General features: G+C 73.5%; 11 protein-coding genes. 10 read left to right on the plus strand and 1 reads right to left on the minus strand.

The features are described from left to right. Nucleotides 1–2 precede the first annotated feature (2 nt). From ACWPWV_RS12650 to ACWPWV_RS12690, 9 genes are all read left to right on the plus strand, one after another. Nucleotides 3–1,052, plus strand: coding sequence for a DUF4037 domain-containing protein (locus ACWPWV_RS12650; RefSeq protein ID WP_454043328.1), 1,050 nt, complete (start codon nt 3–5; stop codon nt 1,050–1,052). After that, on the plus strand, nt 1,049–1,642 hold the full coding sequence (locus ACWPWV_RS12655; RefSeq protein ID WP_454043329.1) for a hypothetical protein: 594 nt from the start codon (nt 1,049–1,051) through the stop codon (nt 1,640–1,642). Before ACWPWV_RS12650 ends, ACWPWV_RS12655 begins: the two co-directional genes overlap by 4 nt. After that, nucleotides 1,639–3,528 carry a glycoside hydrolase family 13 protein gene (locus ACWPWV_RS12660; protein ID WP_454043330.1) on the plus strand — a complete coding sequence of 630 codons (1,890 nt, stop codon included), beginning with the start codon at nt 1,639–1,641 and terminating at the stop codon, nt 3,526–3,528. Before ACWPWV_RS12655 ends, ACWPWV_RS12660 begins: the two co-directional genes overlap by 4 nt. A 123-nt stretch (nt 3,529–3,651) precedes the next feature. Next, nucleotides 3,652–4,632, plus strand: coding sequence for an ABC transporter ATP-binding protein (locus tag ACWPWV_RS12665; protein WP_454043331.1), 981 nt, complete (start codon nt 3,652–3,654; stop codon nt 4,630–4,632). Then, nucleotides 4,629–5,624 (plus strand): ABC transporter permease subunit, encoded by a 996-nt coding sequence (locus ACWPWV_RS12670; protein WP_454043332.1) that lies wholly within the window; start codon nt 4,629–4,631, stop codon nt 5,622–5,624. The genes ACWPWV_RS12665 and ACWPWV_RS12670 overlap by 4 nt, the downstream gene beginning before the upstream one ends. A 567-nt stretch (nt 5,625–6,191) precedes the next feature. Continuing rightward, entirely contained in the window at nt 6,192–7,934 is a 1,743-nt protein-coding gene (locus ACWPWV_RS12675; protein WP_454043333.1) for an acetolactate synthase large subunit, read from the plus strand. 3 nt (nt 7,935–7,937) lie between these two features. Beyond that, nucleotides 7,938–8,462 (plus strand): acetolactate synthase small subunit, encoded by a 525-nt coding sequence (gene ilvN / locus ACWPWV_RS12680; RefSeq protein ID WP_251151781.1) that lies wholly within the window; start codon nt 7,938–7,940, stop codon nt 8,460–8,462. A 57-nt stretch (nt 8,463–8,519) separates the two neighbouring features. Then, nucleotides 8,520–9,545 carry a ketol-acid reductoisomerase gene (gene ilvC / locus ACWPWV_RS12685; protein ID WP_454043334.1) on the plus strand — a complete coding sequence of 342 codons (1,026 nt, stop codon included), beginning with the start codon at nt 8,520–8,522 and terminating at the stop codon, nt 9,543–9,545. Between the two features lie 276 nt (nt 9,546–9,821). Beyond that, nucleotides 9,822–10,397: an ASCH domain-containing protein gene (locus tag ACWPWV_RS12690; protein ID WP_454043335.1), complete on the plus strand. Its 576-nt coding sequence runs from the start codon at nt 9,822–9,824 to the stop codon at nt 10,395–10,397. 74 nt (nt 10,398–10,471) lie between these two features. On the opposite strand, the gene ACWPWV_RS12695 is transcribed toward ACWPWV_RS12690, so the two are convergent. Further along, nucleotides 10,472–11,692: an ROK family transcriptional regulator gene (locus ACWPWV_RS12695; RefSeq protein WP_454043336.1), complete on the minus strand. Its 1,221-nt coding sequence runs from the start codon at nt 11,690–11,692 to the stop codon at nt 10,472–10,474. Between the two features lie 171 nt (nt 11,693–11,863). On the opposite strand from ACWPWV_RS12695, the gene ACWPWV_RS12700 reads away from it, so the two are divergent. After that, complete coding sequence (locus ACWPWV_RS12700; RefSeq protein ID WP_454043337.1) at nt 11,864–12,919, plus strand: 3-isopropylmalate dehydrogenase; 1,056 nt, start codon at nt 11,864–11,866, stop codon at nt 12,917–12,919. Nucleotides 12,920–12,997: the final 78 nt, after the last annotated feature.

Consider the following 12,997-nt stretch of genomic DNA (forward strand, 5'->3'; position numbering starts at 1 on the left):
GCGTGCTCACCGGGACCGCTCTCGCCCGCCGCTACCACGACGTCGTGGTGGCGCCGCTCGTGCTCGGCCGGTTGCCCGGTCTGACGTACGCGGCGGCGCGCCTGGGCAGCGGGTCGGACGTGCTCGGCCTCGACGACCCGACGTCCCGCGACCACGACTGGGGGCTGCGGCTCACTCTCCTCGTCGACCGGCCGATGGTCGCGGACGTGGACGCGCTGCTCGACGCCGAGCTCCCCGACACGTTCGACGGGCTGCCGACGCGCTTCCCGACGACGTGGGCGCCGCACCGTCCGCACCAGGTCGAGGTCGCCGCTCCCCAGGCGTTCGTGACGTCCCGACTCGGGGTCGACGCGACGCGGCCGATGAGCGTGGCGGACTGGCTCGCGCTCACCGGTCAGGCGGTCCTCGAGGTGACGGCCGGTCCCGTCTTCACGGACACCGACGGCCGCCTCACCGCGGCGCGCGAGCGCCTCGCACGCTACCCGGACGACGTGTGGCGGTACGTCGTCGCGACGGACTGGGTACGGCTCGGGCAGGAGCTGTCGTTCGTCGGACGCGCCGGCGACCGCGGCGACGACCTCGGGTCCCGGGTGATCGCCGCACGGCTCGTCCGGGTGGCGATGCACCTGGGCTTCCTCCTCGAGCGGAGGTGGCCGCCGTACGCGAAGTGGTTCGGCACGCTCTTCGAGGCTCTGCCGCGGGCGGGCGAGGCCGCCCCCGCGCTGCGCGCGGCGCTCGCGGCCGAGGACTGGCGGGACCGTGAGGCGGCGATCTGCCGTGCGGTGGAGCTCCTCCACGCGCTCCAGGCCGACGTCGGCCTGCCGACGGCCCCGAGCGCGACCGCTCCGTTCTGGGACCGGCCGTACCGGGGGATCGGCCCGGTGCCGGAGGCGGTGGCCGCGTCGATCGTGGACCCGGAGATCCGGGCTCTGCCACCCGGGGTCGGGTCGGTGGAGCAGTGGGTGGACGACGTCGACGTCCTGACGGACCCGGCACGTCGCGTCGCGGCTGCCCGTGCGGTCGCCCGACCCGTCGCCGACGGCGCGCGATGACGCGGACGGCAGCCTCGCCCGGCGACGACCGGTCGGCCGGACCGCGCGCCCACGGCGACGGCGAGCGGCTCGAGGAGCTCGCCGACGCGCTCGCCATGACGGGGGACGCCGCCGACGAGCACTGGCGGTGGGCCGTGTATCGACGCGCCACGGAGGTTCCGGCCCTCCGTACGACGCTCCTCAGGGCCGTCGAGGTCGAGCCGGACGCCGCGGTCGCGGTCGGCGTCGCGTGGGCCGTGCTCGAGCGCGACGACGCGGAGACGGCACGATGGGTCGCCGCCGTGCCGGCCCCGGACCGCCGACGCGTGGAGAGCCGGGCCGCCGAGATCGCCGTCCTGCGCGGGGTCCGCTCTCTCGACACGGCGCCGTCGGCGCAGGACGTCAACGGCTGGTCGGACTGGCTCCAGCGACGCGTCGTCACGGAGGTCGACGGGAGGCGGGTGCTGGCCGCCCTCGCCGAGCACGGGCGGACGCGGCGCGTCCGCGGGGCCGCGCGCGAGCGGCTCGCGCGCGCTCGCGTCGCCGACGGCGGCGGCGTCGGGCAGGGTGGAAATCCCACCGTCCGACGCGAGAGGACCGCCGACGCATGACGCACCCGACCCCTGCCGCCGACACCGCCGCCGACACCGCCGCCGGAACCGCCCCCGACACGCCGCGTGGCGGCTGGCCGGGCACGGACTCCCCGGACGACGCCCCGTGGTGGACGCGCGCCGTCGTCTACCAGGTCTACCCGCGCTCGTTCCAGGACTCCGACGGCGACGGCGTCGGCGACCTCCCCGGCGTGCTGCGCCGGCTCGACCACCTCGAACGGCTCGGCGTCGACGTCGTGTGGCTCTCGCCGGTGTACCGGTCGCCGCAGGCGGACAACGGCTACGACATCAGCGACTACCAGGACGTCGACCCGCTGTTCGGCTCCCTCGCGGACCTCGACGCGCTGATCGCGGGCCTGCACGAGCGCGGCATGAAGCTCGTCATGGACCTGGTGGTCAACCACACGAGCGACGAGCACCCGTGGTTCCGCGAGAGCAGGGCGAGCACGGACTCCTCGAGGCGCGACTGGTACTGGTGGCGTCCCCCGCGGCCGGGCATGGAGCCGGGGGCGCCGGGGGCCGAGCCGACGAACTGGCGCTCGTTCTTCGGTGGCAGCGCCTGGCAGTACGACGAGGCGAGCGGCGAGTACTACCTGCACCTGTTCGACACCAAGCAGCCGGACCTCAACTGGGAGAACCAGGAGGTCCGCCGCGCGGTCCACGCGATGATGCGGTGGTGGCTCGACCGCGGGGTCGACGGGTTCCGCATGGACGTCATCAACCTCGTCTCCAAGGTCGTCGGCCCCGACGGGTCGCTGCCGGACGGCGAGGTGCACTACGGCGTGCTCGGCGACGGCAGCCCGCACTACACCGACGGTCCGCGCGTGCACGAGTACCTCGCGGAGATGCACCGGGAGGTCTTCGCGCCGTACCGGGCAGCGGGACGGGAGATCCTCACGGTGGGCGAGACGCCGGGCGTGACGGTCGACCACGGCCGCCGCTACACCGACCCGGCGCGCCGGGAGGTCGACATGGTGTTCCAGTTCGAGCACATGGGCGTCGACCACGGCGCCTCCAAGTGGGACCCCGTGCCGATGCGCCTGACGGACCTCAAGGCGACGTTCGGTCGCTGGCAGGCCGGCCTGGCCGAGGCGGGCTGGAACTCGCTGTACTGGGACAACCACGACCAGCCGCGCGTCGTCTCCCGGTTCGGGGACGACTCGCCCGAGCACCGTGTCGCCTCGGCCAAGGCGCTCGCCCTGCTCCTGCACCTGCACCGTGGCACGCCGTACGTGTACCAGGGCGAGGAGCTCGGGATGACGAACGCGCACTTCACGCGCGTCGAGCAGTACCAGGACGTGGAGTCGCTCGGCCACTACCGCGAGATGGTCGAGCACGGCGTCGCGTCGCCCGACCAGATGCTCGCGGCGCTCGCGGCGATGGGTCGGGACAACGCGCGCACGCCCGTGCAGTGGGACGCGAGCGAGCACGCCGGCTTCACGACGGGCACGCCGTGGCTCGAGGTCAACCCGAACCATGACGAGGTCAACGCCGAGGCGGCGTGGGCCGACGAGGGCTCCGTCCTCCACTTCTACCGCCGCCTCCACGCGCTGCGGCACGACGTGCCGGTGGTCGCGCTGGGCGACTTCCGCATGCTCCTCCCGGACCACGAGGCGGTCTACGCGTTCACCCGGGCGCTCGACGCGCCGTCGGACGGCGCCGAGCCCGGCGTCGCGTGGGTCCGGGACGAGCTCCTGGTCCTGGTCAACGTGGGCGGGGCGCCGCAGGACGTGCCGTCCGCGGTCCTCGAGGGCTGGGACGGGTCGTCCGTCCTGGTGTCCACGCACGACGTGCCCGACGACGCCGGCCGAGGCGGTGCGGTCGGGCGCCTGAGGCCCTGGGAGGGAGTGGTCCTGCGCCGTCGGGCGGCGCTCCCGACCGGGTAGGGGGTGGGTCATGCCCGCGTCGGATCTTGTCCCGCAGACCGCCAAGCATGCCCTAGGATCCTCCCAGCCGGCGACGACGCCGGTGGAGGGGCCGGGTCGTCGGTCGCAGAGGGGGGCGCAGGGGTGCACAGCACGGCGGAGGTTCCCGCGATCGAGACGCGAGGGCTGCGCAAGACGTACCGGAGCCGGCGGGGCAGGGCGGTCGGCGTCGAGGGGCTCGACCTGGTGGTCCCCGTGGGCGGGGTCCACGGCTTCCTCGGGCCGAACGGGTCGGGCAAGACGACGACGATCCGCATGCTCCTCGGCCTCGTCCGCGCCGACTCGGGCACGGCGCGCATCTTCGGCCAGGAGGTCCCACGACACCTGCCCGACGTCGTGGGGCGGGTGGGCGCGATCGTCGAGTCCCCGAAGTTCTTCCCCACGTTCAGCGCGCGCCGGAACCTCGACCTGCTCGCCGGCGCGATCGGTGCGCCCGGTGGCCGCGTCGGAGAGGTGCTGGAGGAGGTCGGGCTCGCCGAACGCGCCGGTGACCGCTACCGCGGGTACTCGCTCGGCATGAAGCAGCGTCTCGCGATCGCCGCCACGCTGCTCAAGGACCCGGACCTGCTCATCTTCGACGAGCCGACGAACGGGCTCGACCCCGCCGGGATCCGCGAGATCCGCGACACGATGCGCGGCCTCGCCGCGCGCGGCAGGACGGTGCTCGTGAGCAGCCACATCCTCGCCGAGGTGGAGCAGGTGGCCGAGACCGTCTCGATCATCGCGCACGGCCGCCTCGTCGCGAGCGGGCGCGTGGAGGAGCTCATCGGTGCGGGCGGGGTGTCCGTGCGCGTCCGCGTGGCCGAGCCGGCGCGCGCCGCGGCGCTCCTGCGCGCGGCGGGCGTCGTCGTCCGGGAGGACGGCAGCCACCTGCTCGCCGACGGCGTCGCGGACGCGGCGGACATCACGCGCACCCTGGCCGCGCACGACCTGTGGGTGACCGAGCTCGTGCCGGTCCGGGCGGACCTCGAGTCCGTGTTCCTCGACCTCACGGCCCAGGCCGACGCCGACGGCGCTCCCGCGCGGTCGCGCCGCGGTGCCCGCGCCGCGGAGGTGGCCGCGTGAACCGGCTCGTGCGTGTCGAGCTGCGGCGGTACCGCGCCCGCTCGGCGATCCGCTGGCTGTCCGCCGCGACCGTCGTCGTCGCCCTCCTCACCGTGCTCGTCGCGCTCCTGGCGAGCCGCCCCACGCCGCCCGAGCAGGTCGCCGCGGCGGAGAGCGGCCTCGCCGAGCAGCAGGAGTGGTGGCAGGACGAGGGCCTCGCCCAGTGCCAGGAGGACGAGGAGCAGGCTCGCGAGGCGGACCCCACGATCGACTTCGGGTGCGAGAGCGGCGAACCCCGGCTCGAGCACTTCCTCACGCCGGTCCCGACGTTCGAGGGCGTGGACGACACCTGGCCGCCGTCCGGCGTCCGGACGCTGACGACGCAGCTGCCGTTCCTCGCGCTCGCCGGCCTCGTCATCGGCATCACCTTCGTCACGGCAGAGCTCTCGACCGGCGCGATCGGGCTCTGGCTCACGTTCGAGCCGCGCCGTCGGCGCGTGTACTGGTCGAAGCTCGTCGCGGCCGCCGTCGGTGCGCTCCCGCTCGCCGCGCTGGCGGCGCTCGTCATGGTCGGCGGCGCGTGGGGCGCCTACGCGGCGAACGACCAGCTCGGCACGGTGACCGCGCAGACCTGGACGGACCTCGCCGGTCTCGCCGCTCGCGCCGTGGCCGCGACCGCGGCGTTCGCGGCGATCGGCGTCGCCGTGGGCACGGTGGTCCGGCACGCCGCCGCCGCGGTCGGGGTCGTCGCCGCGTGGCTCGTGCTCGAGCGGCTCGCGATCGCCGCCGTGGCGGAGCTGCAGCGCTGGTCGCTCCTCACGAACCTCCTGGCGTGGGTCCAGGACGGGTCGAGCTACTGGGTCATGACGTGCGAGACCGACGCGGGCGGGACCGCGTGCGAGGGCGTCGAACGGGTCGTGTCCCTGACGCAGGGCGGACTCGTCGTCGCAGGAGCCGCGGTCGTCCTGGCCGTGATCGCCGCCGTGGTGTTCCGTCGTCGCGACGTGTCCTGACGCCCCCTCGCCGGAGAGTCCGTCCCACGGCCTGGTGTCCCACCCCGTGAGACGGGTTCCTCGGTACGTGACATCCCCGAAACATGCGCGTACAGTCCCATGACGTGCAGACGATCCTCCTTGTAGTACTTCCTGAGCGCGCCGGCTGAGGCCACGCCCACAGGCTTCGTCAGCGCGCTCACCCCTCGTTCAGCCCGTCATCCGGGTTCGAGGGGTTTTTTGTTGCCACCACAACAGCACAGCACCGCGCGACCGGCCCACCACGGCCACCGCGACCGCCGCACCGCGAGACCCGCGGGACCGGCACGCCGCAGCGCGACCGGCACGACCGCACCACCACGGTCGGCCCCGGAACCGGCGGAGCGCCCCCCCGCGGGGCGCCCGGGGGCCGCCCCGCCCCCCCGCGCCCCGCCGCCCCGCCAAGACCCCGGTCGCCCCCCCCGCCCGCCGGCCGGGGGGGACCGCGCCCGCCCGCCCCCGCTGCGGCCCGCCCCCCTCCCCCGGGGTCGCGGCGACACCCGCCGCGCGCAGGTCCGGCCCGCCCAGCCGACGGCGCCCGGTGAGGAGATGACCGGCGCCCAGTCGATCGTCCGCTCGCTCGAGGAGGCCGGGGCCGAGGTCGTCTTCGGGATCCCGGGTGGTGCGATCCTCCCCACGTACGACCCGCTCATGGACAGCAAGCGGCTGCGCCACATCCTCGTGCGCCACGAGCAGGGCGGCGGGCACGCGGCCCAGGGCTACGCCCACGCGACCGGCCGGGTCGGGGTCACCATGGCGACGTCCGGCCCCGGCGCGACGAACCTCGTGACGCCCATCGCCGACGCGAACATGGACTCCATCCCCCTCGTCGCGATCACGGGCCAGGTCGCGGCCGGCGCGATCGGCACCGACGCCTTCCAGGAGGCGGACATCGTCGGCATCACGCTGCCGATCACCAAGCACAACTTCCTCGTCACCGACCCCGACGACATCCCGCGGACCATCGCCGAGGCGTTCCACATCGCGTCGACCGGCCGGCCCGGTCCCGTGCTCGTGGACATCGCGAAGTCCGCGATGCAGTCGCGGACGACGTTCTCCTGGCCGCAGGACGTCCACCTGCCGGGGTACCACCCGGTCACCAAGCCGCACAGCAAGCAGATCAAGGAGGCGGCGCGCCTCCTCGCGTCCGCGCGGCGCCCCGTGCTCTACGTGGGTGGCGGCGTGGTCCGCGCGAACGCGACGCCCGAGCTGCGCCGCCTGGTCGACCTGTCGGGAGCGCCCGTCGTGACGACGCTCATGGCCCGCGGCGCCGTGCCCGACACGCACCCGCAGAACCTCGGCATGCCCGGGATGCACGGCACCGTCCCGGCCGTGGCAGCGCTGCAGAAGGCCGACCTGATCGTCGCGCTCGGAGCGCGCTTCGACGACCGCGTGACCGGCAAGCTGTCGAGCTTCGCGCCGCACGCCGCGATCGTGCACGCCGACATCGACCCTGCCGAGATCGGCAAGAACCGCGACGTGGACGTCCCGATCGTCGGTGACCTCAAGGAGGTCCTCACCGACCTCGTGCCGGAGCTCGAGCGCGAGCACGCGGCCCAGGGCAAGCCCGACGTCGCGGCGTGGTGGCACCAGATCGACGACTGGCGCGAGACCTACCCGCTCGGCTACACCGAGCCCGAGGACGGCCACCTCGCCCCCCAGCACGTCATCTCCCGGCTGGGCGAGATCGCCGGCCCCGAGGCGATCTACGTCGCGGGCGTGGGGCAGCACCAGATGTGGGCCGCGCAGTTCATCCGGTACGAGCACCCGCGCACGTGGCTCAACTCGGGCGGGCTCGGCACGATGGGCTTCTCGATCCCCGCGGCGATGGGCGCGAAGGTTGGGCGTCCGGACGCCACCGTGTGGGCGATCGACGGCGACGGCTGCTTCCAGATGACCAACCAGGAGCTCGCCACCTGCACGATCAACGAGATCCCCATCAAGGTCGCGCTGATCAACAACAGCTCGCTCGGCATGGTGCGCCAGTGGCAGACCCTGTTCTACGACAAGCGGTACTCCAACACCGACCTGCACACCGGGCACGGGACCGCGCGCGTGCCCGACTTCGTCAAGCTCGCCGACGCCTACGGCTGCGAAGGCATCCGGGTGGAGTCCGCGGGCGACGTCGACGCCGCGATCAAGCGGGCGATGGAGATCGACGACCGGCCCGTCGTGGTCGACTTCAACGTGTCGCGGGACGCCATGGTGTGGCCGATGGTCGCCGCCGGCGTGAGCAACGACGACATCCAATATGCACGCGGCATCTCGCCCGCGTGGGACCGGGAGGACTGAGCCATGTCCCGCCACACCCTCTCCGTGCTCGTCGAGAACAAGCCCGGCGTGCTGACGCGCGTCGCGGGCCTGTTCGCACGCCGCGCGTTCAACATCCACTCGCTCGCCGTCGGCCCGACGGAGCACGAGGAGATCTCGCGCATCACCGTCGTCGTCGACGTCGAGGAGCGCCCTCTCGAGCACGTGACCAAGCAGCTCAACAAGCTGGTCAACGTCATCAAGATCGTCGAGCTCGACGCCGCGGCGTCCGTGCAGCGCGAGCTCCTGCTCGTCAAGGTCCGCGCCGACGGCGCGAACCGCACCGGCGTCCTCGAGGTCGTGAACCTCTTCCGTGCGAAGGTCGTCGACGTCGTCCCCGACGCCGTGACCATCGAGGCCACGGGCACGGGCGAGAAGCTCGACGCCCTCCTCGGCGCGCTGGAGCCCTACGGCGTCCGCGAGATCGTCAAGTCCGGGACCGTCGCCGTCGGGCGCGGCGCCCGCTCCATCACCGACCGAGCGCTGGAACGCGTCGTCCGGTCGGCCTGACCATCGCCTACCCTCCCACCAGACCCTGCACCGCACCGAAGAACGAGGAGATCCACCGTGGCTGAGCTGTTCTACGACGACGACGCCGACCTGTCCATCATCCAGAGCAAGAAGGTCGCGGTCGTCGGCTACGGGAGCCAGGGGCACGCGCACGCGATGAACCTGCGCGACTCCGGCGTCGAGGTGGTCATCGCGCTCAAGGAGGGCTCGAAGTCCATCGCGAAGGCGACCGACGCGGGCTTCGAGGTGAAGACCGTCGCGGACGCCGCGACGTGGGCCGACCTGATCATGATCCTCGCGCCGGACCAGCACCAGCGCTCGATCTACAACGACGAGATCAAGCCGAACCTCGCGGCCGGCAAGACGCTCGCGTTCGCGCACGGCTTCAACATCCGCTTCGGCTACATCGAGGCTCCCGAGGGCGTCGACGTCGTCCTCGTCGCGCCGAAGGCGCCGGGCCACACGGTCCGCCGCGAGTTCGTCGCGGGTCGCGGCATCCCCGACATCATCGCCGTCGAGAAGGACGCCTCGGGCCACGCCTGGGAGACCGCGCTGTCCTACGCCAAGGCCATCGGCGGCACGCGTGCGGGCGTCATCAAGACGACCTTCACGGAGGAGACCGAGACCGACCTGTTCGGCGAGCAGGCCGTCTTGTGCGGTGGCGTCTCGCAGCTCGTCCAGTACGGCTTCGAGACCCTCACCGAGGCGGGCTACCAGCCCGAGATCGCCTACTTCGAGGTGCTGCACGAGCTGAAGCTCATCGTCGACCTCATGTGGGAGGGCGGCATCGCCAAGCAGCGCTGGTCCGTCTCCGACACCGCCGAGTACGGCGACTACGTCTCCGGCCCGCGCGTCATCGACCCGCACGTCAAGGAGAACATGCAGGCCGTCCTCGCCGACATCCAGTCCGGCGCGTTCGCGCAGCGCTTCATCGACGACCAGGACGCCGGCGCGCCCGAGTTCCACCGCCTGCGCGAGCAGGGTGCCCAGCACCCGATCGAGAAGGTCGGCAAGGACCTGCGTGCGCTGTTCGCGTGGAAGCAGCAGGACGAGGACTACACCGACGGGTCGGCTGCTCGCTGAGCTCGTCCTGAACCGTCTCGCGCTCGCCTTCCGGGGTGGGTGACGCGTGCTGCGCGGTCTACCATCCGCGCCTCGTGCCTCGGCGCTCCCGTCAGGCCCGACCACGACCGCGCAGCACGCGTCACCCACCCCTCCTGCTCTTCTCGCCCCGGCATGTGCCAGGCACGTGTCGAGGCGTCGACATGACGTCGGTCCGACGAGCGGGCAGGCGACACGATCGGGACGAAGAGGGCGGCGGTCGGGGCGCTTCGGCGCGCGGTGGGCCAAAATGAGTGCATGACGGCACCGACGGGCGATGCGATGGCGGACGACGAGAACGGCGGCGGGCCGGAGCGGGCGGAGCCCGCGGAGCTGGCCGGCGCGAACGACGAGCAGGCGCAGGCGATCCTCGCCTTCTGGGAGGCCGCGCGGCCCAGCGCCGGTCTCGGCAAGATCGGTGTCGTGGTCGGTACGGGGGTGACCGAGAGCGTGCCGCCTGCCGCCTGGTCCTTCGGGGACAACCCGGAGCTCGCCGACTCGCTGCTCGCGGCCGTCCTCTCCGGTGCCAAGACGGCGACGTCGTCGTCCCTGTGGGAGTACGACGACGAGACCCCCGTCCCCGAGAAGGGGGAGCTGTCGATCCTGCTCGACGGCGCCGGCCGTCCGCGGGCACTCATCCGGACGACGACGGTCGACGTCGTGCCGTTCGGCGACGTCGACGCGGACTTCGCGCTCGCCGAGGGGGAGGACGACGGGTCGCTCGAGGCATGGCGCGAGGGGCACCGGCGCTACTTCGCCCGCGTGCTCGAGCGGGAGGTTCCCGAGGACATGCCGGTCGTGTGCGAGCGGTTCGAGCTGCGGTACCCGAGGTAGCCCGCGCCGAGGGTGGGTGGCGGCCGTCCGTGCCACGGTCGGACGGCCGCCACCCGGCGGGGCAGGGAAGAGGACTACCCCGAGACGATGGGCATGGCGGCGGGCGCGTGGCCGGGCCGCCCCGCGGCGGCGAGCAGGAGGGCCCGCACGTCCTGCGCGACGACGGAGCGTGCGCCCCGCAGCACGGCCGGCTCGGCCACGGCGCTCGTGACGATCGACCCGGTCGACTGGTCGGTCGCCCGCAGGACCCGGGCGGTCTCCTCGGCCAGCGCGGGGCCGCCCGCGACGCCCGTGGGGCCACCCAGGACCACGGTTTCGGGTTCGAGGATGGCGACCACGGGCTGCAGGACCACGGCCACGCGCCGCGCCAGGTCGGTGACGAACGCGTCCGCCGCGGGGGTCCCGGCGTGCTGCGCGATAGCGTCGACCATCGCGTCGTAGGGCATGCCCGCGGTGACGCCGGGGATCCCTGCGCGCGCCGCGATCTCGACGACCCGCAGCCCGCCGACGAGGTCCTGGGCGTTGACCGAGTCGTCGATGTGGTGCGCCGGGACGGGGAGGTAGCCGATCTCGCCGGCGCCGCCCGCCGTGCCGCGATGGACCCGCCCGTCGACCCAGGACCCCAGGCCGATGCCCTCGCCGAGCCACAGGAGGCTGAAGGTGGCGTCGGCCAGCCCGGCGTCCCGCTCGGCGATGGCGGCCAGGTTGACGTCGTTCTCGATGCGCACCGAGACGCCGAGCGCGCTCTCGAGGTGCGCGCGCAGCCCGCGCCTCGGCCAGCCGGGCAGCTCGCCGACGAGGGTCAGGTCCCCGCTGCGGGGGTCGGGAGCGGCCTGCACCCCCACGACGGCGCACGCGACCCGGTCCTGCGGTACGCGTGCGGCCGCGCACGCGTCGCGCCACGCGGTGCGGACGTCGTCGACGGCGGTCCGGTCCGGGCCGGACCGGACGACGGTGTCTCCGAGCGGGGTCCCCAGGGCGTCCACCACGCTGGCTCGGACGCCGCTCGGCAGGACGTCCAGGGCGAGCCCGACCACGACGTCGGTGCGCGCGGCGTACGTCACGGCCTGCGGGCCGCGCGACCCCTGGACGACGCCCGTCGGCTCGATGAGACCCGACTGCTCGAGCCGTGCGACGATCTGGGACGCGGTCGGGCGGGACACGCCGGTCCGGTCGCCGATCAGCGAGCGCGTCATCGGCCCCTCGTCGAGGAGGAGCTCGAGCGCAGCACGGTCGTTGATCGTGCGGAGCAGCCCGGGCGTCCCGGGGATCCTCGCTGCGGAGGGGTCGGTCATCGGTCGCCCTTCTGAGCGATCTTAGGAAAGTTTCCTAACTGTGCCTTGTCGCGGGCTCCGGACGCAACTCGGAGGCGGCGCCGCGTCCCCACGCCGCGGACGACCGGGCGACTCGTCCGAGAGATGAGACCAGCGTCCCGAGGGATGGTTGGCGGGCGTAGGGTCGACGGCATGACGCGCACCATTGATCTGGCAGTCGTCGCCGGCGACGGCATCGGGACCGAGGTCGTCGAGCAGGGCCTCGCCGTGCTCGAGTCCGTGCTCACCGGTACGGACGTCAAGGTCACGACGACGCCCTTCGACCTGGGTGCGCGACGCTGGCACGCCACGGGGGAGACCCTCACCGACGCCGACCTCGAGGCGATCCGCGGCCACGACGCGATCCTGCTGGGCGCGATCGGCGACCCGAGCGTGCCGTCGGGCGTCCTCGAGCGCGGACTGCTGCTCAAGCTGCGCTTCGCGCTCGACCACTACGTGAACCTGCGCCCCGGCAAGCTCTACCCCGGCGTCACGTCGCCGCTGGCCGACCCGGGCGAGATCGACTTCGTCGTGGTGCGCGAGGGGACCGAGGGCCCGTACGTCGGCAACGGCGGTGCGCTGCGCACCGGGACGCCGCACGAGATCGCCACGGAGGTCTCGGTGAACACCGCGTTCGGCGTCGAGCGCGTCGTGCGCGACGCGTTCGCCCGCGCCCAGGCGCGACCGCGCAAGCACCTCACGCTCGTGCACAAGCACAACGTGCTCGTGCACGCCGGCCACCTGTGGCGTCGCACGGTCGAGGCCGTGAACGCGGACTTCCCCGACGTGACGACCGACTACCTGCACGTCGACGCCGCGACGATCTTCCTCACGACGAACCCGTCGCGCTTCGACGTCATCGTCACGGACAACCTGTTCGGCGACATCCTCACGGACCAGGCGGCAGCCATCACCGGCGGTATCGGTCTCGCGGCGTCCGCGAACATCAACCCGGACCGCACCGCCCCGTCCATGTTCGAGCCGGTCCACGGCTCCGCGCCGGACATCGCCGGCCAGGGCAAGGCCGACCCCACCGCGACGGTGCTGTCCGTCGCGCTGCTGCTCGACCACCTCGGTCTCTCCGGCGAGGCGCGTCGCGTCGAGGCGGCCGTCGCGGCCGACCTCGCTGACCGCGGTGCGGAGCGCGGCGGCCGAGTACGCTCGACGGCCGAGGTGGGCCGCGAGCTCGCCGCTCGCGTCGCCGGCTGAGCCCTCGACCGGTGCCCCGGCACCGGAGGACCCAGTCCTACGCCTCGGTCGTCGTCATCCCGGACCGGAACCCCTCCC

The organism is Cellulosimicrobium sp. Marseille-Q8652 (assembly GCF_965112045.1).

Coding starts and splice junctions, on each gene's coding strand:
- ilvN (WP_251151781.1), top strand. CDS start 7,938: ATGTCCCGCCACACCCTCTCCGTGCTCGTCGAGAACAAGCCCGGCGTG.
- ACWPWV_RS12690 (WP_454043335.1), top strand. CDS start 9,822: ATGACGGCACCGACGGGCGATGCGATGGCGGACGACGAGAACGGCGGC.
- ACWPWV_RS12675 (WP_454043333.1), top strand. CDS start 6,192: ATGACCGGCGCCCAGTCGATCGTCCGCTCGCTCGAGGAGGCCGGGGCC.
- ACWPWV_RS12660 (WP_454043330.1), top strand. CDS start 1,639: ATGACGCACCCGACCCCTGCCGCCGACACCGCCGCCGACACCGCCGCC.
- ACWPWV_RS12695 (WP_454043336.1), bottom strand. CDS start 11,692: ATGACCGACCCCTCCGCAGCGAGGATCCCCGGGACGCCCGGGCTGCTC.
- ACWPWV_RS12700 (WP_454043337.1), top strand. CDS start 11,864: ATGACGCGCACCATTGATCTGGCAGTCGTCGCCGGCGACGGCATCGGG.
- ACWPWV_RS12655 (WP_454043329.1), top strand. CDS start 1,049: ATGACGCGGACGGCAGCCTCGCCCGGCGACGACCGGTCGGCCGGACCG.